This is a genomic window from Streptomyces griseocarneus, assembly GCF_014655595.1.
GTDB lineage: Bacteria > Actinomycetota > Actinomycetes > Streptomycetales > Streptomycetaceae > Streptomyces > Streptomyces griseocarneus.
This window is the reverse complement of sequence record NZ_BNBL01000011.1, coordinates 36924-62184: the sequence shown is the minus strand read 5'-3', so window position 1 is coordinate 62184 and position 25261 is coordinate 36924. Positions and strand designations below refer to the sequence as shown.

General features: G+C 69.9%; 28 protein-coding genes and 2 pseudogenes. 15 read left to right on the top strand and 15 right to left on the bottom strand.

Annotated elements, in window-relative coordinates; genetic code table 11:
• Nucleotides 1-241: 241 nt before the first annotated feature.
• Nucleotides 242-1015 carry a hypothetical protein gene (locus IE295_RS25350; RefSeq protein WP_224323300.1) on the bottom strand — a complete coding sequence of 258 codons (774 nt, stop codon included), beginning with the start codon at nt 1013-1015 and terminating at the stop codon, nt 242-244.
• A gap of 233 nt (nt 1016-1248) precedes the next feature.
• On the opposite strand from IE295_RS25350, the gene IE295_RS25345 reads away from it, so the two are divergent.
• Nucleotides 1249-2307, top strand: a complete 1059-nt coding sequence (locus IE295_RS25345; RefSeq protein ID WP_190066083.1) for a vWA domain-containing protein — start codon at nt 1249-1251, stop codon at nt 2305-2307.
• Nucleotides 2308-2602: 295 nt separating this feature from the next.
• On the opposite strand, the gene IE295_RS25340 is transcribed toward IE295_RS25345, so the two are convergent.
• The gene (locus tag IE295_RS25340; RefSeq protein WP_190066082.1) at nt 2603-3304 is read right to left on the bottom strand and encodes an SDR family NAD(P)-dependent oxidoreductase; all 702 of its coding nucleotides are present in this window, start codon (nt 3302-3304) and stop codon (nt 2603-2605) included.
• 92 nt (nt 3305-3396) lie between these two features.
• Here IE295_RS25340 and IE295_RS25335 point away from each other — a divergent pair, with 92 nt between their 5' ends.
• The gene (locus IE295_RS25335) at nt 3397-3996 is read left to right on the top strand and encodes a TetR/AcrR family transcriptional regulator (RefSeq protein WP_190066081.1); all 600 of its coding nucleotides are present in this window, start codon (nt 3397-3399) and stop codon (nt 3994-3996) included.
• Here IE295_RS25335 and IE295_RS25330 read toward each other — a convergent pair.
• The gene (locus IE295_RS25330; protein ID WP_190066080.1) at nt 3993-4379 is read right to left on the bottom strand and encodes a VOC family protein; all 387 of its coding nucleotides are present in this window, start codon (nt 4377-4379) and stop codon (nt 3993-3995) included. The genes IE295_RS25335 and IE295_RS25330 overlap by 4 nt on opposite strands.
• 339 nt (nt 4380-4718) lie before the next feature.
• On the opposite strand from IE295_RS25330, the gene IE295_RS25325 reads away from it, so the two are divergent.
• Nucleotides 4719-5129 carry a hypothetical protein gene (locus tag IE295_RS25325; RefSeq protein WP_190066079.1) on the top strand — a complete coding sequence of 137 codons (411 nt, stop codon included), beginning with the start codon at nt 4719-4721 and terminating at the stop codon, nt 5127-5129.
• 275 nt (nt 5130-5404) lie between these two features.
• On the opposite strand, the gene IE295_RS25320 is transcribed toward IE295_RS25325, so the two are convergent.
• The 3 genes from IE295_RS25320 to IE295_RS34500 form a co-directional block, all read right to left on the bottom strand.
• Complete coding sequence (locus IE295_RS25320) at nt 5405-5749, bottom strand: hypothetical protein (RefSeq protein WP_190066078.1); 345 nt, start codon at nt 5747-5749, stop codon at nt 5405-5407.
• 50 nt (nt 5750-5799) lie between these two features.
• Nucleotides 5800-6393 carry a hypothetical protein gene (locus IE295_RS25315; protein WP_190066077.1) on the bottom strand — a complete coding sequence of 198 codons (594 nt, stop codon included), beginning with the start codon at nt 6391-6393 and terminating at the stop codon, nt 5800-5802.
• A 148-nt stretch (nt 6394-6541) separates the two neighbouring features.
• Entirely contained in the window at nt 6542-6859 is a 318-nt protein-coding gene (locus IE295_RS34500; RefSeq protein ID WP_372479112.1) for a transposase, read from the bottom strand.
• Between the two features lie 122 nt (nt 6860-6981).
• Here IE295_RS34500 and IE295_RS25305 point away from each other — a divergent pair, with 122 nt between their 5' ends.
• From IE295_RS25305 to IE295_RS33760, 3 genes and pseudogenes are all read left to right on the top strand, one after another.
• Nucleotides 6982-7254, top strand: coding sequence for a hypothetical protein (locus IE295_RS25305; protein WP_190066075.1), 273 nt, complete (start codon nt 6982-6984; stop codon nt 7252-7254).
• Nucleotides 7255-7616: 362 nt separating this feature from the next.
• Nucleotides 7617-8537, top strand: a complete 921-nt coding sequence (locus IE295_RS25300) for an FG-GAP repeat domain-containing protein (RefSeq protein WP_224323299.1) — start codon at nt 7617-7619, stop codon at nt 8535-8537.
• Nucleotides 8538-8793: 256 nt separating this feature from the next.
• Nucleotides 8794-8886 (top strand): annotated as a pseudogene (locus tag IE295_RS33760) (IS5 family transposase); the annotation flags it as partial.
• A 326-nt stretch (nt 8887-9212) separates the two neighbouring features.
• Here IE295_RS33760 and IE295_RS25290 read toward each other — a convergent pair.
• Entirely contained in the window at nt 9213-10382 is a 1170-nt protein-coding gene (locus IE295_RS25290) for a GTP-binding protein (protein ID WP_190066073.1), read from the bottom strand.
• A 5-nt stretch (nt 10383-10387) separates the two neighbouring features.
• Nucleotides 10388-10558 (bottom strand): 50S ribosomal protein L32, encoded by a 171-nt coding sequence (rpmF, locus tag IE295_RS25285; RefSeq protein ID WP_190066072.1) that lies wholly within the window; start codon nt 10556-10558, stop codon nt 10388-10390.
• Nucleotides 10559-10731: 173 nt separating this feature from the next.
• On the opposite strand from rpmF, the gene IE295_RS25280 reads away from it, so the two are divergent.
• From IE295_RS25280 to IE295_RS25260, 5 genes are all read left to right on the top strand, one after another.
• The gene (locus IE295_RS25280) at nt 10732-11664 is read left to right on the top strand and encodes a metal ABC transporter solute-binding protein, Zn/Mn family (protein WP_190066071.1); all 933 of its coding nucleotides are present in this window, start codon (nt 10732-10734) and stop codon (nt 11662-11664) included.
• Complete coding sequence (locus IE295_RS25275; protein ID WP_224323298.1) at nt 11661-12527, top strand: metal ABC transporter ATP-binding protein; 867 nt, start codon at nt 11661-11663, stop codon at nt 12525-12527. Before IE295_RS25280 ends, IE295_RS25275 begins: the two co-directional genes overlap by 4 nt.
• Nucleotides 12528-12589: 62 nt before the next feature.
• A complete protein-coding gene (locus IE295_RS25270; RefSeq protein WP_190066236.1) occupies nt 12590-13429 on the top strand; it encodes a metal ABC transporter permease in 840 nt (279 codons plus the stop codon).
• Between the two features lie 140 nt (nt 13430-13569).
• Nucleotides 13570-13881, top strand: a complete 312-nt coding sequence (locus IE295_RS25265; RefSeq protein WP_190066070.1) for a DUF1490 family protein — start codon at nt 13570-13572, stop codon at nt 13879-13881.
• Nucleotides 13882-13883: 2 nt separating this feature from the next.
• The gene (locus IE295_RS25260) at nt 13884-16067 is read left to right on the top strand and encodes a heavy metal translocating P-type ATPase (RefSeq protein WP_190066069.1); all 2184 of its coding nucleotides are present in this window, start codon (nt 13884-13886) and stop codon (nt 16065-16067) included.
• Nucleotides 16068-16308: 241 nt separating this feature from the next.
• Here IE295_RS25260 and IE295_RS33755 read toward each other — a convergent pair.
• Nucleotides 16309-16488 (bottom strand): annotated as a pseudogene (locus tag IE295_RS33755) (hypothetical protein); the annotation flags it as partial.
• A 114-nt stretch (nt 16489-16602) separates the two neighbouring features.
• Between IE295_RS33755 and IE295_RS25255 the strand changes: the two are divergent.
• Both IE295_RS25255 and IE295_RS25250 read left to right on the top strand, forming a co-directional pair.
• Nucleotides 16603-17418, top strand: a complete 816-nt coding sequence (locus IE295_RS25255) for a DUF899 domain-containing protein (RefSeq protein ID WP_190066068.1) — start codon at nt 16603-16605, stop codon at nt 17416-17418.
• 391 nt (nt 17419-17809) lie between these two features.
• Entirely contained in the window at nt 17810-19057 is a 1248-nt protein-coding gene (locus IE295_RS25250) for an erythromycin esterase family protein (RefSeq protein WP_190066067.1), read from the top strand.
• Nucleotides 19058-19187: 130 nt separating this feature from the next.
• Here the strand turns inward: IE295_RS25250 and IE295_RS25245 are convergent, their stop codons facing one another.
• From IE295_RS25245 to IE295_RS25235, 3 genes are all read right to left on the bottom strand, one after another.
• Complete coding sequence (locus IE295_RS25245) at nt 19188-19619, bottom strand: nucleoside deaminase (RefSeq protein ID WP_190066066.1); 432 nt, start codon at nt 19617-19619, stop codon at nt 19188-19190.
• Nucleotides 19620-20142: 523 nt separating this feature from the next.
• Nucleotides 20143-20745: a hypothetical protein gene (locus tag IE295_RS25240; protein ID WP_190066065.1), complete on the bottom strand. Its 603-nt coding sequence runs from the start codon at nt 20743-20745 to the stop codon at nt 20143-20145.
• Nucleotides 20746-20932: 187 nt separating this feature from the next.
• On the bottom strand, nt 20933-21448 hold the full coding sequence (locus IE295_RS25235) for a hypothetical protein (protein ID WP_190066064.1): 516 nt from the start codon (nt 21446-21448) through the stop codon (nt 20933-20935).
• Nucleotides 21449-21622: 174 nt separating this feature from the next.
• Between IE295_RS25235 and IE295_RS25230 the strand changes: the two genes are divergently transcribed.
• Nucleotides 21623-22609: an aldo/keto reductase gene (locus IE295_RS25230; protein ID WP_190066063.1), complete on the top strand. Its 987-nt coding sequence runs from the start codon at nt 21623-21625 to the stop codon at nt 22607-22609.
• A gap of 299 nt (nt 22610-22908) precedes the next feature.
• Here the strand turns inward: IE295_RS25230 and IE295_RS25225 are convergent, their stop codons facing one another.
• Nucleotides 22909-23220, bottom strand: coding sequence for an SH3 domain-containing protein (locus IE295_RS25225; protein WP_190066062.1), 312 nt, complete (start codon nt 23218-23220; stop codon nt 22909-22911).
• Between the two features lie 435 nt (nt 23221-23655).
• Between IE295_RS25225 and IE295_RS25220 the strand changes: the two genes are divergently transcribed.
• Nucleotides 23656-23907, top strand: a complete 252-nt coding sequence (locus tag IE295_RS25220; protein ID WP_190066061.1) for a hypothetical protein — start codon at nt 23656-23658, stop codon at nt 23905-23907.
• A gap of 132 nt (nt 23908-24039) precedes the next feature.
• Here IE295_RS25220 and IE295_RS25215 read toward each other — a convergent pair whose 3' ends face one another.
• Entirely contained in the window at nt 24040-24501 is a 462-nt protein-coding gene (locus IE295_RS25215; RefSeq protein WP_190066060.1) for a cupin domain-containing protein, read from the bottom strand.
• 49 nt (nt 24502-24550) lie between these two features.
• Entirely contained in the window at nt 24551-24991 is a 441-nt protein-coding gene (locus IE295_RS25210; protein WP_224323297.1) for a MarR family winged helix-turn-helix transcriptional regulator, read from the bottom strand.
• Between the last annotated feature and the right edge of the window lie 270 nt (nt 24992-25261).

The window sequence follows — 25261 nt, the reverse complement described above, 5'->3', positions numbered from 1 at the left end:
CCGCGGATGGAGCCGATCGCGGGCCCCATCGGCGGCTCCGCCTCGTTCGTCCGGTCAGCAGTTCCGGCGGTCGGCGAAGACCCGAGCTGGTCTGACTGACCGCTGCCTGCGCAGCCGGCCGGACCGGCTACCTGGTCGCCATGACCGCTGCCAGACCTCAGATGCCCGGCCCGGTCGGCCTGTACGCCTCCGCACCGTATGGCTGGGGCCGCCCGCGACGGGCACTGACTCGGATGCTCGGTCAGGCCTCCGGCAGTACGAGCCAGATCTCGGAGAGGGAGAGGCCGTGCTCGCGGCTCACCATCCCGCAGCGGCAGCCCAACGTGGCCTGACGCCAATCGCAGGTCACGGTCCACGGGCCGTCCTTGCCCCCGCACCGCGGACAGCCGATGGTTTCAGCCGTCCACACCCCCGGCGCGGGTCGGGTGTGGCGCCGGAATCCACCCACGTATCGGGCCTGCCAGGGCTCAACCGGCGGTGTCAGCGGGACGGTCCCGGGCGCGCTCGTCGCGGTGAGGGCGGTGAACAGTGCGATCAGGTCAGGGAGCAGGGCTTCACCCGCTTGGGTCGGCGGCGCCACGCCTTCCGCCGTCCCTGGCGTGGTCGCGTACCTCGGGGCCGCGGACGCGGTGGGTGGGTTCGGGGCGTCGTGCCAGGGCAGCAGGGCGCGGGCGACGGCGGCCAGGAGGGCGGTGGCAGGCGGGCTGACAGCGTCGGCATCGAGGTGGTGGACGGTGGTCCGCAGAATGCGTTGAAGCCGTCTGTCCCGGTCCGTCGCCCGGGTCCGCGCCGCTGCGCCCCGACGGGCCGGGAGCGGGGCGGTGAGGCGGGCAAGGACGGCTGCCGCCGCCTCGGCGTCCGCCGGGGTCAGGCGCCACTCGCCTGCGGCGAGGAGCTGCCGCGCCCGCCCGGACTCCAGGGTGAGGGCTCGTGTCAACAGGGGGCCTGACAATGCAATCACCTTCTCACTCACATTGAGCACAAAGGCGTACTCGACGTCGGACGGACCAGCCATGCCCGTACGGCGATTCTTGCAGGTCGCGACCGTTCGATTCCGTGGTCGGGGCGAGTTCCATTCACACCGCCGTGACCTCCCGTGCTCGACCGCGCCTGGATCCGCACCGCCGCCGGCCCTGATGCCGAGCACGGCGCCGGATGGGGGCAGGCGCTGAGCGTCAGACGCCGTTGTCAGTGCCTCCCCATAGAGTGAAATCACTCAGCGATCCTCGGAGAAGGAGCAGAAACAACATGTCCGCCAACAGGATCCAGCACAAGGTGAATCACGTCGCGCTGGTTGTGGACTGTTCGGGTTCCATGCGTCCGCACCAGAGCCAACTCGTGCGTGTTGTGGACGAGTTCGTGGCGGGGCTGAAGGCCGAGTCGGACAGCCTCGGCCACGAGACCCGGATCAGCCTCTACTCCTTCGACCACAAGGTGGAGAACCTGGTTTGGGACATGGACGTGAAGCATCTGCCGTCCATGCGGGGTCTGTACCAGGTCAACAATGGCGCTACGGCTCTCATCGAGGCTTCTCTGAAGTCCCTGGACGACCTGGGGCACGTATGGGAGGAATACGGTGAGCACAGCTTCCTCCAGATCGTGGTGACGGACGGTGAGGAGAACGCCTCCGGCGGCGACCGGCGGCACGACGGCGACATGGCCATTCTCGGCCCGTGGCTCGACAGGATCGCGGCGAAGATGGGCGGGCTTCCGGACCATTGGACTTCCGCGATCCTCGTTCCGAACTCCCTGGCCAAGCGGACCGCCCAGAACTACGGTTTCCCGGCCGGAAACATCGCCATCTGGGATGCGGATTCCCAGGAGGGTGTCGAGGAGGCCATAGGCACCGTACGCGCTGCCGCCACCAGCTTCCTCCGGGCCCGCGAGCAGGGCGTGCGCGGCACAAAGAATCTGTTCGCCGTCGGTCAGGACATATCGATCGACGAGGTGCGGGCGAACCTCGAACCGATTCCAGCGAACAAGTACCGGCTCCTGAAGGTCGACAAGGAGGTCGAGATTCGCCCCTTCGTCGATTCGCATCCTGGCGTGACGTACGAGCGTGGTGCCTGTTACTACCAGCTGGGTGCCCGGGCTCAGGTCCAGCCGAACAAAGAAGTCATCGTGGTGGAGAAGGACACCGACCGCGCCTACACGGGCGACGCGGCGCGCAGCCTTCTGTTCGGCACGGGTATCCAGGGGACCGTCTCTGTGAAGGCGGGGAACAATCCCAAGCTGGAGGTCTACGTGCAGAGTCGTTCGGTGAACAGGAAGCTCAAGCCGAACACACGTCTACTCATCATGCTCTGAGGACCTGCTGCTGAAGTCCGCCACGTCAGGGCCGGTCCGAGTGCTGCGCAGCCAGGGCCACTGCGCCGGGCACGTTCACCACCCGCTATGCGGAAGCCGTCGCTGAACTGGGGGTCGGTGGCGCCAACCCGAATGCGATGTTCACCGCCATGATGGCGGTCAACCAGCTCCGCGAGCTCGGGCTACGACCGGAGCCCGGCGGCGTCGACGCGCCCTGGTCCCGGCCCACGCTCCACAACCCCTGGCCGCTCCCCCCGGCGGCCTGGCTCCGCGCGGTAGGGCGAAGTCCGGAGCTCTACCAGGGGACGGTCTCGCCGTGGCGATCCAAGAACTGCAGGCCCGGCGCGCCGGTCTGCGCTTCGAGGACGTCGACGACGGCCGGGATGCTCTCCCGGGGGTTGAGCGGCGCGTCGGGTCCGCCGAGCTGGGTCCGGTTGTGGCCGGGGTCGATGAGCAGCTTGGTCTGTCCGTCGTCGGCATGGCGGGTGGCATAACTGCGCATCAGTTGGTTGAGCGCGGCCTTGCTGGCCTTGTAGAGCTCATAGCCGCCCTCGGTGTTCCGCGAGATGCTGCCCTGGTCGGAGGACATGACCGCGACGGTTCCGCCGGGCGCGACGAGTCCGCGGAGGGCCTCGAGGGCGCGCAGCGGGCTCAACGCGTTGGTGATCATCACCTCGGTGAACATGTCGGTCGAGACCTCGTGGATCGGCAGATTTCCTCGGTCGATCGCGGCGTTGACGAAGAGCAGATCGAGTCGATGGCCTTCGCCCTCCAGGCGCTCGCGCAGCGCGGCCAGCTGTTCGGAGCTTGTCATCTCCAGTGATTCGACCGTCAGTCGGCCGTTCCAGGCATCGGCACGCGCTTGCAGCTCGCCGCCGCCCCGGCGCGTCGTGGCGGTGACCAGCCAGCCGCGTCGAGCGAGCTCGTCGGCAAGGACGAGCCCCAACCCCCGAGAGGCTCCGATGATGAGGGCCTTGCGGTCGGACGTGGTGGACATACTCACTCCTTCGCGGTGGGTGAGATTTAGATTAGACGCGCCGTTGCGTCTAGACAATGTCCCGGCAACTGCTGACGGGTAGGGTGTTCCGCATGCCCGCAGCCAGCCCTCAGCCCCGCAGGCCGCGCTCCGGCAGCCGGCGCGACGAGGCCGCACGCCTCGCTGTGCTTCATGCCGCTGACGATCTGCTCGTCGAGCACGGCTTCGGCGCTCTGACCATCGAGGCGATCGCGCGTCGCGCCGGCGTCGCGAAGCAGACGATCTACCGCTGGTGGCCCTCGAAGGTCGAGATCCTCCTCGACACGCTCGTCGAGGACAGCGACAAACGCCTTCCCGTTCCGGTGGAGAAGCCCACGGCGGAGAGCATCCGCGGCTACCTCCGTGACTTCGCTCGTTTTCTCGCCGACGACCCTGCCGGCAAGGTCCTGCTCGCGCTCATCGCCCAGGCGCAGCACGATCCCGACACGGCCAAGAGCTTCCACAAGCGCTATCTCGGTCCACGTCGTGACCAGGAACGAGACATGGTCGCGCGCGCAATCGAGGCCGGTGAGGTCTCGCCCGGACTCGGCCCCGACGCCACGGTCGACGCCCTTGTCGGCCCGATCGTCTACTGCGCCCTGACGGGATCGAGCATTTCCCGCGGTCTGGTGGACACCCTTGTCGAGGACCTGCTCAGGCCCCGCTCGAATTAAGTGAGGGGCCGGAGCCGGGCGTGCAGGAGGCAGAATTCGTTGCCTTCCGGGTCGGCCAGGACGTGCCAGTTCTCGGTGCCCGTCTGGCCGACGTCGACGGGCCTGGCTCCCAGAGCCAGCAACCGCTCCAGCTCGGCGTCCTGGTCGCGGTCGGTGGCGTTGACGTCGATGTGCAGCCGGAGCTTCCCGGTCCGCGGTTCGCTGCTGGGGCTGAGGACGAGGGTGGGCTGCGGGCCGCCGAAGCCGGCGTCGGGCGGCCCGATCTCGATGCTTCCGTCGCCCTCCCGGCCGAGTTCGACGTAGCCGAGGACCTCACTCCAGAATGCGGCGAGCCGGTCGGGGTCGGCGGCATCGATGACGAGTTCACTGATGCGGCATGCCATGCCCGTCAGTGTACGAAGACCAACTCTGCCCCGCCCCGGAATGTGCCGGCCACCTAGAATGCGCGGACCGGCCAAGCAAACCGCCAACTGGCCAATTAAGGGGCTGAGTCACACCGACCCACCCACCCACACCTCCATGGCTCCCCGTCGACCTTGACGCACGGCGGATGCCGGCGGCCAGACCCTTCCGCCCGTGCCCAAGCACCTGGCGGCGCATCCGAGAGCACGATGCCGACTTGGCGGTCGGCTTGCCCGCGACCCCTGAAAGGCGTTTTTACTTGGGCGGAGTTGAGTACCTGCGCTCTGATGAGTGTTCGGGTGAGCCCGGACACTGGGGCCATGGGCAAAGTACTGCAGAAACCTGTTCTCCAACTGCTGGCGACCCTGGTGCTGGCCGGCGTGACGATGGCGGTGTGGGCTGCCTGGCTGGGCTGGGACCAGCACCGCGACGTGCACCCTGACGGTTCGACGACCGGCCCCTACGAGGCGTGGCAGGTGATCGGGCTCGGGGTGACGCTGCTGGCACTGGTGTACTGGGCAGCTTCCCGGCAGGCCGTCGCGGCCGCGGTGCTCGGCACCACCACCGGGCTGACCGTTGCCGCCTCCTACGACTGGTCGGACGACTCGAGCGGGCTCTTCGCGATCGGCGTGGGCATGGTCATGATCGGGAGCCTGGTCGTGACCGGCCTTCTTTCGCTCTGGATCGCCTCCTCGAAACGGAAGGCCGGAGTCGGCCGGTCTGGGCACTGAGCCTTCGCAGCCGACATTGCCCGTCAGTCCTTCTCCGCTTGGGAAGGAGGCGCGGTGGGCTTTGCGGGTGAGTTGCGAGAGCGCTTGCCGCTCGGGGCCGAGAGTGCGCCCTTCCAGAGGGAATCGATGTCGTCGAGTGTCGGGAACACTCAGATAGTTGCTTCGGCGGTGCAGTCGATGCGTTCCGTCGTGATGGCACGCGGCGAGTCACGCCATGGGGGGTTACTGTGCCTGAGCAAGATGGTTGTCACTTGAGCAGGACAGCAGGACAACTGTCACCGCTCAGCTCGTCGGACTCCAGTGCAGGCGAGGATTGCGCCGGCGTCGTCGGCGAGAAAGAGCATGAAGGCCCACGTCCGGTCCGGTGAGAAGATGCAGCCGATCCTGACCTGAACGGCTTCGAGTCGGGTGAGGATGTCGACGGTGGATGGCAAGGCGAGAGTCTCAGTGCCTCGCCTCCTCGCCCGTCGGAGGCGAGCCGCGTAGACGTCGACAAGCTGCCGGCTGGGAACGCTGCCGTCCCATACGACGAACTCGCCTCCGTCGAGAAGCGCCGCTCTGGCGGGTTCGCAGGCCCTGGTCTGGCCTCCCAGCATCCCGGCGAGTTCTGCCCGGTCCATCTGTCGCCCTTTCGTCTGCTGTCCCGCTGTCCCGCTGTACTGCTGTCCGCTCAGTCGTCAAAGTGGAGCTCAGGTCGGGTCCAGAGGGTGAGGTCGCTGCTGGTGGCGACCGCCAGGGTCAGGCCGGAGGGAGAGAACCCGGCTGCGCGGAGTTCTGAGTGCTCGGAGTGGAAGATGTGCCACCACGTTCCTCCCGCCGGGCCTTTGTGGGACCCGCCGTCGGCGGAGAGGATGACGCGGTCGTGGGGCCACTCGGGGCTGACGACGTCCAGGGTCCAGCCGTCTGGTGTGGTGGTGTGCAGGCCGCCGCCGAAGAGCCCGGCGATACGTACCGGCGTGCCCTCGATCGGGCCGAGCCCGGGGCAGGTGAGCTCCGGCGACGCGTCCGGAGTGCTGGTGTCGGGGTCCGGGTCCCGGTCGCGGGCGACCTTCTCGCCGGTGACCGCGTCGAAGAGTCCATGGCCGTCACTGGACACGACCATGACGAGGTCGTGCCCGCTGTCGGGATGGACGGCGAAGCCAATGCCGAGCAGACCCCCGATGGGGGTCCTGTGGTCCAGCACCGGCTGCCACGGCCTCGGGGCCGGCATGACGGCGGCGGCGATGTAGCACTCGCGCAGCTTCTGCTGGTACTCCGTGATCAACTCGTCTCCTCCGGGCTGTCTGTGTCGAGGGTCAAGACCACAAACGATCTCAAGGTGACAAGAACGATGCACCTTCGGTGACAGCAATCCTGCTCACGCCGCCTCGGAGGGCAGCGTCGGGGCAGCTGTCAGGTGACAAGTTCCGTGCTCACGCAGAGCCCCCCCCCGCGCTGAGCCCACGTCCCCCCGGCACCTTGTGAACGCAGCCGGTCGACGGGCCTGCGAGGCCGACCGGACGGCTGTGGCCGTCTCCAGCGCGATGGTGTCGTCGCCTGGCGCGAACGCCTGCATGGAGTCCGGGACGCCAGGAAGCCGGAGGGCACGTCCTCCCACGGAGAACCCGTGCGGTACTCCACGCGATCGCCTCGACAACCTGCCGGTGATCACGCCACCGCCCACCACGTCGCGGAGTCCGGCCCGGAAGCAGCGGCTCAATCCGCGACCACTGCGCATCAGTCAACGACATAACCGGACCAACGACCCAATGATCCGAACAGGTCGGCCCCGGGGCAGGATGGGAGCGTGATACCTCCCCGACTGCTGTGGTGTGACCCCCGGCCCATCCCCCGGTTCAACCGGCAGGAGCCGGTGACCACGATCATTCGCGATCCCAGCTTCTACGAGCCGACTGAAGAAGATGACTGCTGGCGGTTCGGGTACTTCTGCCAAGCGCACGACCGCCCCTACTGGCACGAGGGCTGCGGGGAAGGGCCGCATCTCATCGCCCTGCACTGCGACGAGCACGGGCCGGAGAACATGTGGCCGCAGCCGGAGATGCTGCTGTTCCCGGCAGGGTTCGACCCCCCACTGAGCGACATGCAGCTGACCTGGGTGCAGGCAGAGCGGAACGCCGCCGACTAGGCAAGATCCAAAAGAGACGGCCCAATCGTCGCGACCACGACCTTGCAAACGACTTACCGAGCGCGGCCTGGCCGTCCGGTGCGGCGGGTGGCCGGCCGCGAGGGAGGCGGCCACTTGCCCCTGGGCCGCGGCTGCCGCAGGCGCGCTGAGCTCGGGCGCGCCTGCTCGCCAGAGGCCAAGGGCCGCAACCCGCACATGGGGTTACGGTCCTTCCGCTTCGCCCGCCACGCGGAATTACTCATTCCAGGACCCCCCACCGCAAAACCACTGGGACACACGTGCAAAGATCCGGACAATGATGCGGGCGCTCCCGATACATGGGGGTGCCCTGACTTGATTCAGCACAACTCATGGAGTCATACGTGACCCAGTCCTCCCGACGAGGGCGCACCCTGTCGCGTCTCGTCACTTCGGCGATCGCCGTCACGCTGGTCGGCGGCACCGCCGGCACCGCTGCGGCCGCCGGCACCTCCGGCACCGACGCCCCTGCGGCGTCCGGGCCGAAGAAGAGCATCTCCCGGAGCGCCGCCGCGGCCGGGCAGCACAAGCCGACGCCCGCCGCGCCGTTCTTCTTCCTGTCCGGCATCCTGCCGTCGGGCCAGATGTACGCCTACATGCCCGACGGGAAGGGCGGCTTCGAAGCCCGTTCGGGCGCCTACGTATGGCCGCACCTCAAGTACGGGGTGTCGGTCGACCCTGACCTGACGGGTTACCAGGACGGCGCGTACCACGTCATGGACGACGGCACGCTGAACCTGTGGCGTGGCGGGAAGCTCAAGCGGGTGGCCACCGGCTGGGGCGGGTACGACAGCATCATGTCGCCCGGCACCCTGGGCGGCGCCACCCACCCCGACCTGCTGGCCCGCGACAAGCAGGGCGTCCTGTGGCGCTTCCAGACCAAGGCGGACGGTTCGCTGGCGCCCCGCGTCAAGGTCGGCCCCGGCTGGAACCAGTACACCCAGATCACCGGCCTCGGCGACCTGAGCGGTGACAGCAAGCCGGACATCGTCGCCCGCGACAAGCAGGGTGTCCTCTGGCTGTACAAGGGCACGGGCGATCCGCGGAAGCCGTTCGCCTCCCGCACCCGGGTCGGTAGTGCCTGGAACCAGTTCAACAAGCTGGTGGCCACGGGTGATGTCGACGGCGACGGCCGCAGCGACCTGCTCGCCCGCGACCCCAAGGGCAACCTCTGGCTGTACAAGGGCACGGGCAAGGCCTCCTCGCCGTACAAGTCCCGGGTCAAGATCGGCACTGACTTCAACCAGTACCGTGACCTCTTCTAACAGCCCTTACTGATGCACTGATCCGGGGGCCTGAGCATTTCTCCTCAGGCCCCCGGCCATCGACGATCCTGCTGGGGATCGCACCCTCAGCCGCGCTTCTGCTGGACACACGCGCCCGCCAGTAGTACGCCCAGCTCATGGCCGCGCGTCGCTCCTATCCCAGCCATCTGTCCGATGCCCGCTGGGCGCTGATCAAGCCGGTGCCGGCCGCCTGGCGGGCCGAGCGCCGGCGCCATGCGCTGGACATTGGCCGCCCGGCAAGAAGATCGTGGGCCGCAAGCGGAGCATCGTGACTGACACACTTGGCCTCCTGCTCGCGGTGCTGGTCACCGCGGCCAGCGTCCAGGACTCCGTGGCCGGCACCCGGCTGCTCGGGTCGCCGCCACCCACCCCGGCATCCGCAAGGTCTGGGTTGACGGCGGCTACCGCCAGCACTTCGTCGAGCACGCTGCCACCCCTCGGCATCGACACGGAAATCACTGCCCGCCGGGACCTGGGGATTCATCCCGATATCGAAATGCTGGACAGTCGAGCGGACCTATGGTGGCTCAGGCTCCACCGCCGCCTGGCCCAAGGCGCCGGCAGTTCCCGGTCAGCACCGGCACCGGTGTCGCCGAGCGGGATGTACCGGGCCGGGCAGTGCCGTGGCTGCGACCACTGCCCGGCCCGGGGGCCTCAGTCCTGTAGTACGAGTGCGGGGTGCTCGTGCTCGCAGGAGTCGTCGATGCCGTAGGTGTCCCACGCGGGGAACGGGTCGGCGGCCGGGAGGTTTTCGCCGTCCTGCATGAGACAGCCCGCCAGGGCGGTCCGAAGTTCCCCGGCGCGCAGGCCGGTGCCGATGAAGACCAGTTCCTGACCCTGCGCGCTGTCCGCGTCCCGTGCTCCGGAGGGTTCGAAGCGGGCGACGGAGCCGGCCTGCGACCACAGGCCCGTCACCCGGGGGCGGCTGGCCAGCCAGAAGAAGCCCTTGGAACGCAGGATCCGGCCGTAGGCCCCGCTGTCGAGGCCTTCGGTGACGAACTCCCACAGGCGGCCCGGGTGGAACGGGGTGTCGGAGCGGAAGACCGTGCTGGAGATCCCGTACTCCTCGGTCTCCGGGACGTGGTCCCCGTTGAGTTCCATGACCCAGCCTGGAGCCTGCTGCGCGCGCTCCAGGTCGAACAGCCCGGTCCCGAGCACGTCGCCGAGTGCCACGCGCCCGCGGGTGGCACCCACGATGCGGGCCGGCGGGTTGAGCCGGGCGAGGGCGGCCCGCAGCCGTTCGGCGCTCTCCGCGTCGACGAGGTCGAGTTTGTTGAGCACGATGACGTCGGCGAATTCGATCTGGTCCATCAGCAGGTCGCTGACGGTGCGTTCGTCGTCCTCGTACTGGTCGAGCCCGCGCTCGGCGAGCCCGTCACCTCCTTCCAGTTCCGGCAGGAAGTTGGCGGCGTCGACGACCGTCACCATGGTGTCCAGGCGCGCCAGGTCGCCGAGGGTGGCGCCGTCGTCGCGGGGGAAGGCGAAGGTCGCCGCCACGGGCATCGGTTCGGAGATTCCGCTGGACTCGATGAGGAGGTGGTCGAAGCGGTCCTCGCGGGCGAGGCGGTCGACCTCCTCCAGCAGGTCGTCGCGCAGGGTGCAACAGATGCACCCGTTGGTCATCTCGACCAGGCGCTCCTCGGTCCGCGACAGGGCGGCCTCGCCGCCGCGCACGAGGGCGGCGTCGATGTTGATCTCGCTCATGTCGTTGACGATGACCGCGACGCGCAGGCCCTCGCGGTTGCTCAGCACGTGGTTGAGCAGGGTGGTCTTGCCCGCTCCGAGGAAGCCGGACAGGACGGTGACGGGCAGTCGTCCGCGCATGCCCGTCAGCCTTCGGGGTGGAGCAGACCGCGCTCGTAGGCCTTGACCAGGCGCTGCGGCACCAGATGGGCGACGCCGTCGACGGTGACCGGCACGAGCTGCGGTGTGACCGCCTTCCACTGGGCGCGGCGGTGGCGGGTGTTGCTGCGGGACATCTTCCGCTTGGGTACGGCCATGGGTTCGGGGTCCTCTCCGGTCGGTGCAGACCCCGACGCTATATGAAAATGGATCCCATTACCAACTCATCTCCCACGGTTCCCGAGCCTCCGCTGGAAGGCACGCGGCCGCGCGGGGACAATGAGGTGATAACCGTTCCGGTTTCCTCTGTTCCCGGAGGACGCGTATGCGGATGCGGGCCCCTGGACCGGTCCTCCTCGCCGTGCTGTGCACGGCGGCGGCCTCCGGCTGCGGCGACGGGGCGGGGACCGGCCCCGGACCCACCGGCGGCACGGGCGGCACCGCCCCGGCGTCCGCCGTGCGGGTCGTGGCGTCCACGAACGTGTACGGCGACATCGCGCGGCAGGTCGGGGGCGACAAGGCCGATGTCGTCTCGCTCATCGACGACCCCGCCCAGGACCCGCACTCCTATGAAGCCGACGCCCGTAACCAGCTGGCGCTCTCCAGGGCGCGCGTCGTGATCGAGAACGGCGGCGGCTACGACGACTTCGTCGGCAAGATGCTCCGCACCGCGAAGAACCCGTCGGCCGAGGTCATCAACGCCGTACAGGTCTCGGGGAAAACGGCCCCGGCGGGCGGCGAGCTCAACGAGCACGTCTGGTACGACCTCACGACGGCCGGCCGGCTCGCCGACCGCGTCGCCGACGCCCTCGCGAAGGCCTCGCCCGGCGACGGTGACCTCTTCCGGAGGAACGCCAGGGCCTTCAACGACAAGCTGGCGCCCCTGCGCGCCGCGCAGGCCCGTATCAAGGCGGAGCACCGGGGCGCCGCCGTGGCGGTCACCGAGCCGGTGCCGCTCCACCTGACCGAGGCGTGCGGGCTGCGGAACAGCACACCGGCGGAGTTCAGCGAGGCCGTCGAGGAGGGCAGCGAGGTCTCCCCGAGCGCCATGCGGCAGATGCTCGGGCTGCTCACCGGAAAGCGCGTGGAGGCGCTGGTCGTCAACGAGCAGACGGCCGGGCCGCCGACGCAGAAGGCCGAGCGGACCGCGCGGGACAACGGCATCCCGGTGGTCCCGGTGACCGAGACCCTGCCCCGCGGCCAGGACTACATCAGCTGGATGCAGAACACCGTCGAGGCGCTCAGGAAGGCCCTGGACTCGTGACGGGCCGCGACGGATCCCCCGAGCCGGTGGTCAGCCTGCGCGGCGCCGAACTCGCCTACGACGGGAAGGCGCTGTGGCGCGGCCTGACCTTCGACGTGCGGCCCGGGGAGTTCCTCGCGGTGCTGGGCCCGAACGGCTCCGGCAAGACCAGCCTGCTGAGGGTCCTCCTGGGCCGGCAGCCCCTCACCGCGGGCTCGGTGACTGTGCTCGGCGGGCCCCCGCACAACGGCAGCAAGCGCATCGGCTACGTACCGCAGCACAAGACCCTGCCCGCCGTCACGGCGCTGCGGGCACGTGACCTGGTGCGGCTCGGTCTGGACGGCCACCGCTGGGGCCCCCGGCCCGCCTCCGCCGCCACCCGCAGCCGGGTGAACGAGCTGCTGGAGGTGGTCGGGGCGACGGTGTACGCGGACGTACCGCTCGGCAGTCTCTCCGGCGGTGAGCTGCAGTGCGTGCGGATCGCCCAGGCCCTTGCCACCGACCCGCGGATCCTGCTGTGCGACGAGCCGCTGCTCTCCCTGGACCTGCACCACCAGCGGTCGGTCACCGCGCTGGTGGACCGGCGGCGCCGCTCCGCCGGCACCGCGGTGGTGTTCGTGACGCACGAGATCAACCCCGTGTTGAGCATGGTGGACCGGGTGCTGTACCTGGCCCGGGGAGGATTCCGCATCGGCCCGCCGGACGAGGTGATGACCTCGGCGTCCCTGTCCCGGCTGTACGGCACCCGCGTCGACGTGGTGCGGGTGAGGGACCGGATCGTCGTCGCCGGAGCCCCGGACGAGAGCACCGTGCACAACCATGCGGGTGGCCCGGACAACGACAGGCCGGACGGCGGCGGGCCGAGCAACGGTGCGCCGCCGTGACCGGCAGCGTCCGTCCCGGAGGCTGCTCGGTCGGTCGCGTGCTCGCCGACGGGGAGCACGACATCGGCATCCTGGGGCAGATCTTCGGCTTCGACCACTACGGCGAACTGCTCGCGCTCGCCCAGGACGCGCTGCTCGCCGGCGCCCTGCTCGGGCTGGTCGGCGGGCTGGCCGGGGTCTTCGTCGTCATGCGGGACCTGCCGTTCGCCGTGCACGGCATCAGCGAACTGTCCTTCGCGGGCGCGTCGGCCGCGCTGTTCCTGGGGATGAACATCGTGGCCGGGTCCATCGTCGGCTCACTCGTGGCCGCGGGAACCATCGGCGCCCTGGGGGTGCGGGCGCGCGACCGCAATGCGGTCATCGGCATCATCATGCCCTTCGGCCTCGGCCTGGGTGTGCTGTTCCTGTCGCTTTACAAAGGCCGTGCGGCGAACAAGTTCGGCGTCCTGACCGGCCAGATCGTCGCCGTCGCCACCCCGCAGACGGCATGGCTCGTCGGCACGTCCGCCGTGGTACTCGTCGTTCTCGCGATCATGTGGAGGCCGCTGACTTTCGCCAGCGCCGATCCGGAGGTGGCCGCGGCCCGGGGCGTGCCGGTGCGGGCCCTGTCCCTGGCGTTCATGCTCGTCCTCGGCCTCGCCGTGGCGCTGTGCGTACAGATCGTCGGAGCGCTGCTGGTCCTCTCGCTCCTCGTCACCCCGGCGGCCGCCGCCGCGCGCCTGACGGCGTCGCCCGTGGTGCTGCCGCTGCTCAGCGTCACTTTCGCGCTGGTGTCGATGGAGGGCGGTCTCCTGCTCGCCCTCGGCAGCACGCTGCCGGTCAGCCCGTACGTCACGACGATCTCCTTCGCGATCTACCTCGGCTGCCGCCTGGCGGGCGCGCGCCGGACCGCCGGGGCCTGACGCGCCACGGAGCCGGAGCGGCTGCCGGTGCCGAGGCCCGTACATCCCGTACACCTTGTATGCCTCGTCCGTTGATCAGGCGCACACTGGATACGAGACTCCGAACAGCCCCGTCCCGGCAGGTACGGAAGGAGCGCTCCATGCACCCCGTCGCTCTCGCCGGCGCCGCAGCCGGCCGTCTCGCGCACTACGCCGTCTCCGGGGTGGTGGGCGGACTGATCATCCAAGGAGCCTCCAAACGCCTCCCGGAGGCGAAGCCCGCCGCCAGAAAGGCGCTCGTGGGAAGCCTCGCCGGCGGCATCGTGGCCGGCCGGTGGCTTGCCTCCGCCGCCGAGGAAGCGCGGCTGAAGGCCGGGGACATGCTCGCCGAGGCCCGCACCACGCTGGGCGAAGAGGCGCCGCCGCCGTCCGCGGTCGGCACCGAGGACCACGACCACGGACACGAGCACTGATCATGTCCGGTGTGATCGTACGTTCCGTGGCGGCAGGCCGCGCCCGGCTGACGGTGCCATGGCTGCGGGCCCGCCCCGGCAGCGCCGGTCAGGTGGACGAGCGGATGGCGGGCGTACCCGGCTTCCGTGCCCTGCGGGTCTTCCCCCGCACCGGAAGCGTCGTCATCTGGATCGCGCAGGACGACCTGGACGTCGCACGGCTCGTCGCGGCACTGGAGGAGGCGCCACCTGCTTCGGCGCCGGTCAAGGCCACCCGCTCCCTGCCCGACTCCTCCACCGGTGAGGTCGCCCGGCTGGTCGTCGGCGGCGCGGTGCTCGCGCTCATCGCGCTGCGCCGCCTGCTGCGCCGGCCGCGCCTGGCCTTCGGCTCCTCCGGGTTCGCCGCCACCGTCACGATCTTCACCGGGCTGCCCTTCTTCCGCGGCGCCCTGCGCTCGCTCCGGGGCGGCAGCTCCCCCGGCACCGACACCCTGGTCACCGCGGCCACGCTCATCTCGCTCGTCCTGCGCGAGAACGTCGTCGCCCTCACGGTGCTGTGGCTGCTCAACATCGGCGAGTTCCTCCAGACCCTGACCCTGCGACGCACGCGGCGCGCCATCGAGGAACTGCTCACCATCGGCGAGGAACGCGTCTGGCTCGTGCGGGACGGCGTCGAGGTCGAGGTGGCGCTCGCGGACGTCGAGCCGGGGGACGAGGTCGCCGTGTACGAGCATCACCGCATCCCCGTGGACGGGCACGCCGTCGCCGGGGAAGCGCTCGTGGACCAGGCGGCCGTCACCGGCGAGGCGCTGCCCGTCTACGCCCGCACCGGCTCCCACGTCTACGCCGGCACGATCCTCACCTCCGGTTCGCTCACCGTCCGCGCGGCCTCGGTCGGGCGGGACACCACCGTGGGGCGGATCATCACCCGGGTCGAGGAGGCCCAGACGGACCGGGCGCCGATCCAGACCGTGGCCGCCCGCTTCACCCGGCGGTTCGTCCCCGTCTCCTTCGCCCTGGCCGCACTCACCTACGCCGTCACCCGGGACGCGCGCCGCGCGATGACCATGCTGCTCATCGCCTGCCCGTGCGCGGCCGGCCTGGCCACCCCCACCGCCATCAGCGCCGCCATCGGCAACGGGGCGCGCCGCGGCACCCTCATCAAAGGCGGCACCCACCTCGAGGGCATCGGGCGGGTGACCACCGTCGTCTTCGACAAGACCGGCACCCTCACCTTCGGACGACCGCTGGTCACCAGCGTGGTGACCCTCAGCGACAGGTTCACCGCCGACGAGGTCCTGAGCCTGGCCGCCTCCGGCGAGCTGCACGCCCTGCACCCCCTGGCCCAGGCCATCGTGGCCCGCACCGAGGAGGAGCGGCTCCACATCCCCATCCACCAGGCCTGCGAGGTCGTCCTCGGCATGGGCATGCGCGCCGAACTCGACGGCACCCGCCTGCTGGTGGGCAGCCCCGCCCTCCTGCGCCGGCACGGCGTGGAGCTCACCGAGAACGCCCAGGGCTGGACCGAACGCCTGCGCAGCGGCGGCGAGACCGTCATCTGCCTGGCCCGCGACGAGGACCTCATCGGCATGCTCGGCGTATCGGACGCCGTACGGGACGGCGCCGAGACCGTCATCCGGCAGCTGCGGGACCTCGGCGTCTCGCGGCTGATCCTGCTGACCGGCGACGCGCCCGAGACCGCCCAGGTCGTCGCCGACGCCCTCGGCATCACCGAAGTGCACGCCCACGCCCTCCCCGAGGGCAAACTCCAGCTCATCCGCGACCTCCGGGCCGAGGGGCACACGGTCGCGATGGTCGGCGACGGGACGAACGACGCCCCCGCCCTCGCCCTGGCCGACGTCGGCATCGCCATGGGCGAGCACTCCTCCCACGTGGCGCTGGAGACCGCCGACATCGCCCTGGCCGGCAACGACCTGCGTCAGGTGGCCGCCGTCGTCGAACTCAGCCGCCACACCCTGCGCGTCGTCCGCCAGAACTACGGACTCGCCATCGGAGTCAACCTGATCGGACTCCTCGCGGGCGCCGGCGGAACGATGAACCCGGTCCTGGCGGCCCTGCTCCACAACACCAGCAGCATCGCGGTCGTCGGGAACTCCGCCCGACTGGTCCACCACGCCCCCCACTTGCCCCCGATCACCGGTCACGAGCGCCGGGCAGCACCGTTCGAGGGCCACCGGGTGCAGTGACGCTCGCGCGTTGGCGTCACGCACACGAAGGGCCGGTCGACACCTGGCCGACCGGCCTCATGCCATCCGGGTGCCCTACGTCTGCACCCGGGTCTCCGTCATCCGCTGCACTGACAAGGGCTGCCCGACTGGCATCCACAAGAGCAGCCCGGTCCGCATGTGCAATCGGCGCTGTTCGCCGGGGCGGGCTCGTAACGGGTCATGGCCGGCTGTCCTCCTTCGACGCGCGGTTCTCCTCGCTCCAGCGAACACCCGTCCGGTTCCGGCTGCAAGAGGCTGCGCACGGCTCGGGGAAGATCGCGTTCGTGATCTCGCGCAGGTCGTGTTCGGGCGGGCGCCCGATGTCCAGCGCATGGCGCCGGCGCTCGGCCCGCCAGGCGGCCGGCACCGGCTCGGTCAGCGCCCAGCGGGCATCGGACAGATCGCTGGGGCGCCCCCTGCTGCGATGAGTTCCGGCCGGGCCGCGAGTCTGTTCCGGTGAGCGTCGTAGGACGTGGTACGACGCTGCCTGGCACGAGACACCACGGAGGACGCCATGACGACCACGCCCGGCAACGCGAGCAGCAACCTCCCCGGCAAGCCGCCGGTCGTCGACCTGGCCACCTGGCAGGCGGCGCGCGAGGAGCTGCTGGTCCGCGAGAAGGCGCACACCCATCAGGGTGACGCGATCGCCGCGGCCCGGCGGCGGCTGCCGATGGTCGAGCTCGACGGGACGGTCGAGGTCGTCGGACCCGACGGGCCGGTCCCGTTCCTCGACCTGTTCCAGGGGCGCGACGAGCTCGTGGTCTACCAACACATGTGGTACGACGGCGCGCCGCACCAGGGGCAGTGCGAGGGTTGCACCACCACGGCCTGGCACGTGAAGGACGCCGTCTACCTCAACGCCCGGGGCGTCTCGTTCGCCGTCCTGACCTCGGGTCCGTGGGAGGAGGTGGCTCCCTACGTCGAGTTCATGGGTTACACCCAGCCCTGGTACTCGGTGCGGGGCGTGGAGGCGCCGGTCGGCGGTGAAATGGGGCACCTCGTCTGTTTCCTGCGGGACGGCGATCGCGTGTTCCTCACGTACTCCACGACGGGCCGTGGCAACGAGGCGGTCAACGGGTCCTTCGGCCTGCTCGACATGACGCCCTACGGCCGCGGCGAAGCGTGGGAGGACAACCCCGACGGCTGGCCCGTGATCGGCGATGTCCGCGAGGGGTACCCGGCCGAGGGCCGCCAGGCCTGCTGGTACTGGCGCTCGGACGCGGATGGGAACGCCACCTGGGGCCCGACCAGCCGGCCCGTGCCGCAGTGGACCCGCCCCGGCGCGACCCCCGTGAAGACTCTCGGCCGGCACGGCCACCACCACTGACGCGCCTTCGTCGACGGCGCCGGCAAAGGGTGTCAGGTCTCAGGTGTCGGGCGGAACCTCTGGACGATGCGAACGGCCCCCCTCGCGTGCTTGATTGGTGGGCGATTCAGACCGGCGCCCGGCCCGACGGTGGTGCGTGCCCAAGGGGCGCCTCGCCGGCGTTCGGTAGGACGTCGTTTCCCTCCCGGCCCGTGAATGATCGGCGCCCTGTATAAATTCCTGTATGACGCATGCATTATCACGCCGTTCCATGACGCTGACGCTCGCTCTGGCGGCCCTCGCGGCCCCGTCCGTTGCTACCGCGGCAGCGGCCGGGCCGCGGTCCGGCCGTTCCCCCGCCGCGGGTCGTTCCCCCGCGCCCGGTCCCTCGTCGGGCCCGGACGTTGCTGTGGTGGCCGGGCTGGAGCGGTGCGCCCATCCGTTGCGTACCGCCGAGCCCGGCGGGCCGGGAGGTGATCTCGCCGCGTTCGCCTCGATGACCCGGGGCGCGGCGATCGTCGGGGTCGGCGAGGCCTCGCACGGCTCGAGGGAACTGTTCACTCTCAAGGACCGGTTGTTGAGGGAGCTGGTGAAGCGGGAGGGGTTCTCCGCGTTCGCCACGGAGATGACCTGGTCGGCGGCGGCCCGGATCGACGCCTGCGTTCGTACCGGCGAGGGCGACCTGCGGCAGATCATGCGGGAGGAGCTCCAGGACGCGTACTCCCTGTTGAACACGGAGCAATTGCTGAACCTGTTCAGCTGGGTGCGGGAGCACAACCGCACCAGTCCCCGCCCGGTCCGGATCGTGGGCCTGGACTTCTCCGATGCCGGACCCGAGCAGTACGAGCGGATCCTCTCCTGGGCGGGGCGCAACGCGTCCGCGCTCGTGCCCGAGCTGAGCCGGCGGTATGCCGCCCTGCGTGCTCTGCCGGCGGGGGTCGGTGCGCGGCTGGCGGCGTACAGCGCGCTCCCGCTCGCCGAGCGGAAGGCGATCGCGCAGGACGCCGATGCCGCACACCGGCTGCTGGCGGGCGCCGGCAAGCGGGATCCCTGGGTGCTCCAGGAGGCCCGGGTCCTGGCCGAGATGGCCAGGTCCTTCGCCTTCGACACCGACGACCCGGCCCAGGCCACGGCCGTGAACCGCCACCGTTCCCGGACCATGGCCGAGTTCGCCGTGTGGTGGCAGCGGCAGACCGGTGACCGGGTCGTCGTGTCGGCCCACAACGGGCACATCGCCTACGAATCGCCGATGCCCGCCTTCTACCCGGTTGCGATGGGCGGGGTCCTGCGTGAGCTCGTGGGCCGTGAGTACGTCGCCGTGGGCACTTCCCTCCACGGGGGTGACTACCGCGCCCGGACGGCGACCGGCGGGGTAGGAGTGTTCAGCGTCGGCCCGGCGGCGCCCGGCAGCAATGAGCACACCCTCGACCAGGTGCGCTACCGCGACTTCTACATCGACCTGCGCACGGCGGCCCGCGACCGGCTTCTGGGCGAGTGGCTGAACACGGCGCGCCCGACGTTCGTCATCCCCGGGCGCTACCCCAACCAGCCGACGGCGCCGCTCGCGCTGGGCCGTACCTTCGACGTCGTGGTGCATCTGCACAAGGTGCGGGCATCGGTGCCGGTGCCGGTGTCGGTGTCGGTGTCGCAGCCGGGGTGACGGCCGGCCGGGGGAGGGGGAGAGGGGGATTGGTGGTCATCGTGCCTGACGTCAACCCCGAGCCCCCCGGCCCCCCGGCGCGCTCCCTCCCGCCCTCGCCCGGGCACCGGTCCTACCGTGTGCTTGTCTCCTACCGGTATCGCCGGGCCATTTCCTCGTAGAGGGGGTCGGTGAGGTCGGTGCGGACGCCGCCTGCCACGGCGGGCGGCGGGCCCAGTGAGGAGTGGCGGGCGATCGAGGTGAAGGGCATGTTGATCTGCGGGAGCCCGAGAGCTGTGAGGCGGGCGTTGGACGTGCCGAAGGCCACGGCACGAACGCCCGCCCACAGCAGGGCGCCCGCGCACATCGGGCACGGTTCGGCTGTACTGACCACCGCGTGCTCCGGCATCCGCAGGCCCCTGGTGGCGGCGGCTCGTAGCAGGTTGACTTCCGCGTGGGCGGTGGCGTCCCCGCTCTCCACACTGTTGGCGGCTCTGGCTACTAACTCGCCACTGTTCACGTTGACCAGTACCGCCCCGAACGGCCAGCGTGCTGTGCGCGCGCACGTCACTGCCTGGGGCATGGCCCGTGCCGTCGCCGCTTTCAGCCCTGGTGGCCATGGCCCGCTCCGCTCCTGCCCGTTCGGCTCCTGCCCGTCCGGCTCCTGTCCGTCCCACGGCTGATGGGCAGCCGCTTTCCCGGTCCCCGGCAGTACTCCCGCAGCACCGGCCGCCATCGACAGGAACCATCGGCGCGAAGAGAAGAATGAGTTCACCCGGCCTGATCTACCAGACCGCGATTACCCTGCCTGCACAGGCGCGTCTGATTGCCCTGCGATTCGTAGGCGCTGTTGCGCCCCCACGTCTACGAATTGAAGGGAGTGAGTCGGCTCTACCTTTACCTTGATCATCTGTCCCTCCTTGTCGGCCTGCGCTCTTTGCTGAGCGCTTGGCGCCTGCCTGGGCCCGTGCTCGTCCCACCCACCCGCCAGGGCAGCACGTTCACTCCGTTGCCACCGATACCGCCTGGCAGCCTTGTCCGGCGTTGGGTCGCGCTGCCTGCCGTGAATCGTCCGGTCTTCCTCCGGCCTCAGGGCTGTCCCGTGATCACTGCGGAGCGTCTGTTCCTCTGACGTGCGTGATGCGGTCTGGTTGGCCCAGGCCGGCGGTGTCGATCCACCCGCCGCCGCGGTCGAACCCGTCGGCGGTCAGGCGGTCGGTCAGTCCGGGCGGGGCGAGGCGTGTCACGTAGCCCTGGCTGAGGCCGAGGCCGGTGTCCGCGTAGAGGTACCGGGTCGCGTACGTCTGCCCGGCGTGGAGCCACTCGTAGCGGACCAGGGGCCGTCTGAGAATGGCCTCGAACCAGTCCGCTGTCCGGATCGCTGTGCCGTGGGGGCTCCCGGTGACCTCAAGGGCCAAGGCGGACGGGCTGCTGGGGAGGGTGAAGTCTTGGTTGTGGAGCTTGTCGCCGCGGGCCCCGGCACCGTCGAAATGGGCTCCGACCGTCAGCACGGTGCGATTGCGCTGCGGGTCATCGATGTCCAGGTAGGCCAGTAGCCGGCCGTATGGAGTGTGGTCCGGGGGCAGCAGCACGGTGTCGATCGGCTGGACGGGCCAGGACCGCGCGCGGTCCCTGAGGACGTGGACGAACTCACGCTGGGCGGGGTCCAGCTCTTCGTCGTCGCACTCGAACCAGGGGATCTCTTCCACCCTCGCACCCTATGGCGCGTCGGTTGGGCCGGGGGCCGGGGTTGGCTTGCGCGGCATCGAGCTGACCGAGCTGACCGACGGGACCATCACCGAGCTGGAGATGATCGTCGGCTTCGATGACGGCCTACCTCTGCCTGGCCAGACGCCGTGTCGACGTCCTGTTCGTCGTGCTCCGCGACGGCACCTTCTACGAGCCCTGGCCTGCCGCGGCGGTCAGTTGAACTCCGAGGGGATCCGCCAGCAGCACCACGCGATCGGCCCCGGGGTCGAACCCGAGCACCGGGTTCCCATAGTCGCCTTCTCCAGTCATCAGCACGGGCCTGCCCAGCCGGCGCCCGATCGTGCCGAGGAGGCCGCACAGGACGTCCACTCCTTCCTGGCCCTGCAGCTCCCGAAGGTCGACATCGAAGTCGATCTCACCGGCCGACATCGGCCAGAAGTTCACCTGCACATCTGCGACGGGCCATACCTTCAGCAGGGCCGTGTCCGCGTCTGTGGGCCGTGACAGCACCTCCTGCGCCGAGGGCAGGGGCATCCGAATGCAGCCTTGCTCGTACTCCCATGTCCATCCGCTCGACCGGACCAGGTCGAACACCGCCTGCCAGTCATCGACCGAGGTGTCGGCCACGGACACATCCGGCAGAGCACCCATCAAGTCAGGGTCGAAGAAGTTCCTGACGTCATCCCACAGCAGATCCGGCATCCCGCCATACTGCCCGGCAGGCCGCCCAAACGCAGCTCGATTCCTTGACGAACCCCATAGAGGTCCCCCCCGCACCACAGGCCCCGGTGATGGCGTTCGCACCTCGTTTGACTTGGAGCGCGCTCCAGCACCTAGCGTCATGGGCAGATGATGACGAGTTCAGGAGGCTGCAGCATGACCGACGTTCCTACCCGGTACCTGGGCGATCTGGTGGTCTCCGCGCAGGGCCTGGGGTGCATGGGCATGAGCCACGGCTACGGGGCCACGGACGATGCGCAGTCGGTCGCGACGTTGCACCGTGCTCTCGAGCTCGGGGTGACGTTCTGGGACACCTCCGACTTCTACGGTGCCGGGCACAACGAGGAGCTGATCGGACGGGCGGTCGCCGGGCGCCGTGACGAGGTGGTGCTGGCCACGAAGTTCGGCTTCGCGAACCGTCTGGGCGAGCCCACCCGGGTCCGCGGCGACGCCGCCCATGTGCGGCAGGCGTGCGAGGCGTCGCTGCGCCGGCTCGGGGTCGACCACATCGACCTCTACTACCAGCACCGGGTCGATCCGCGGGTGCCGATCGAGGAGACCGTCGGTGCCATGGCCGAGCTGGTGAGGGCCGGGAAGGTCCGCTACCTGGGGCTGTCCGAGGCCGGCGAGCGAACCATCCGGCGGGCGCATGCGGTGCACCCGATCACAGCGTTGCAGAGCGAATGGTCGCTGTGGACCCGCGACCTGGAGGCGGAGATCGCCCCGGTCTGCCGTGAGCTGGGCATCGGCCTGGTCCCCTTCTCACCGCTGGGGCGCGGCTTTCTGACGGGCCGATACAGTTCGGTCGAGGGACTGGCGGAGACCGATTTGCGGCGTGGCCAGCCGCGTTTCGCCGACGGCAACCTCGAGCGGAACCTGGCGATCGTCGCGAAGCTGAACGAGCTGGCCGCGGCGAAGGGAGTCACCGCCGGCCAGCTCGCCCTGGCCTGGGTGCAGCACCGGGGCGAGGACGTGGTGCCGATCCCCGGTACCCGGCGGCAGCGGTACCTGGAGGAGAACGTCGCGGCCGTGGCCGTCGAGCTGTCCGCCGAGGACCTCGCCACCATCGAGGCCGCCGCCCCGCCCGGGCAGGTCGCGGGCACCCGCTACGACGCGACCAGCCTCACCTTCGTCAACGGCTGAGCCCGCCCGGCGGCGCCCGGTCCCGGGGACCGGTTCCCGCGGCCCCCCAGAGCCGGCCCAGTGAGCCGGTCCCTGGAGGGGACGGGTGACGATTCCGCCGTCACCCTTCAGGATTCGTTCGGACCTGGTTCTCGTGGAGCCGGCCGGCAGCCAGGAGGAGGTTCGGCCCGGGCGTCGTCCTCGGCTTCTTCACGTCCCGCCCTGAGCTCTGTCCGTTGGTGCTGGGACTGCCGTCTCACCCAGGAGGAAAGCCCCCGGGGGCCGCGGGGTAGGGACCCCCCGCGACCCCCGGCTGCTGTTTACCAGCTCCAGTATCCGTGCGAGATCCAGCCGGAGACGCCGGTGTTCACGTCGTAGACCTTGTCCCACTGACCGTCGCCCGAGACGTCACGGTGCGCCAGGCGGTGGTCGCTGTAGCAGAGGCCGACGACCGAGCTGGACGTGCTCGCGGCGGCGCGGATGCGCACGCCCTCGCCCGTGCAGTGGCCGTAGACGTCGTCGGCGTACGCCGGCGCCGCCAGAGCCGCGCCGCCGAGCGTGGCGGCGACCAGCAGGCCCGCCACGGCAGCGGCACGCTTGCCCGCGCTCTTCCCCCGAATTACGGAATTCACTTGTTTCTCCTCAACGATGGTCCAGCCGGGTGCAGATGATCTTGAACCCGACGAGACGGGAACCTATCAGCGAGATGATCTTGAAAAGGGCCCTGAAACGGTTTCAAGACATGTCCATGACCGATTGGTGACAGTCTGTCGCGTCGCAGGTGCGGCGGGGATGTCCCTCTTGGCGGCGCCGGCAGCGCTGGCGGGCTGGCGGGGGCTGGCGGCGGTCTGTGGTCTGCTGCTGATGTGGCGCGAGCAGCCAGGGGGGCGGGCGATTCTGGACAGACCGCCTCACGGGACACGAGCCCTACCGCGTACGCGCCCGGGGGCCGGGTCGAACACCGCGGCCGGTACTCCATTGGGCCGGACCGGATGCCGTGACGTGCGCACGGACGTAACCTGCAATCCTCCGGCCTTCTTCAACTCAACCGATGAGGAGTGATGGAGGTGCCCCCCGCCAACGAATCACCCTGCGCCATGATGAAGCGTCTGGCAAAGGAACTCGAGAAGGAAATTCGTCGCACGGAAGAGCGAACTGGCGAGCTCGAAGACAAGATTGCGAGCCTCCAGGCTCAGCCGGACCCACCTGAGAAGGAGATCCAGGCCCTCAAGCAGACTCTGGAAAGCCTCCGCTCCAAGGTGGCCGAAGACAACAACTCCCTCGCGACCCTGCAAGACGTGATCACCGAGAACTGCTGAGCTTGTTCTTCGGCCCTTCAACCGTTGCAGGGCGATGAGTCATGTCGCAGCGGGGCGCCCGCCGCCCGTTCCCCATCCCCTGCTTTTGGCTTCCCGGTCCGGTCCGGGCCGGGGTGTCGGGGATGCGGTGCGCTACTCCTCGTACTGGATGCCGTAGGGGGCGGCGATGGGGTTGAGGCTGGCAGGGTTGAAGGTGCCGTCGGGGTTGTGGGTGGTGGGTCCGGCTTCGGCGAGGTCTTCCAGGTAGCACTCCCAGCCGCCGGGTGAGGAGATCTGCAGTACGCGGGGCGGTATGTCGGTGGCGCGGCTCAGTGCGTGCGGGACGCCCTTGGGCAGGAGGATGAAGGAACCGGCGGGGACGGTGAGGTCTTCGCCGTCGAAGTGCACGCCGAGTTCGCCTTCCAGGACGTAGATCATCTCGTCCGCGAGGTGGTGGGTGTGCCGGGGAATGTCACGGACCAGCGTGACTTCCAGCAGGGACAGGCGGCCTTCGGTGTCTTCGGTGCGGGCCTTGAGCTGGAAGGGCGGGGGTAGCACGACGCGGCCGGGCCTGCGCTCGCCGGGCAGCAGCTTGATGAATCGCTCGTGTGACATGAGGGTCCTGTCTCTCGGTGCCGGAGGAGAGGGTGTCTCGAGTGGTGGTTCACCGGTCGGGGTCGGCGGCCTGGAGGACCTCGGCCAGTCGGGTCAGGGCGGCCACGACCTGCTCACGGTCCTCGCCGAGGCCGGCCAGTAGCTCGACCTCACGCTCCAGCAGGCGGGGGAAGAGCGTGTCGATGGCCTGTGCGCCCGCCTCGGTGATGACGACCTCCACCGACCTGCGGTCCGCCTCGCTGGGGGTGCGCCGGATGTAGCCGCGGTCCTCCAGGCGGGCCAGGCTCTTGCTCACCGCCACGCGCGAGATCCCCAGATGTGCGGCCAGACGGCGGGCGATGACCGGCCCCGACGCGTGCCGCAACGGAATGAGCAGGTCCAGTTCCGGCGCCGTGACCGGCGCCGCCTCATGCAGCGGACGCAACGCCCGTTCGTGCAACGTGTGAACCCGCCGGATCAGCGCGATCACCTCCATCGGGGAGGTGTCCATGTCCGGATGCTGCGCCGTCCACCGCGCACGCATGTCCTCAAGGGAAGGAAGCACACCCAACCAATCGTTAACCGGTGAACAATAGGTTTCACTATAGGTCACTCGGGTTGCCGTCCCCGGACCGGGTGCCGCCCAAGCGATCGCCGAATCCGGCGCGCGGAAGCGGGAACCGGCAGAGCCTGCAGGTTTGTTGACCGGACAATCAGGTGGGGGGCAGGAGTGCCAGTGTGGAATTCCGGGGATCCTGATCGTCCTGGCCGCCGCCGTCGG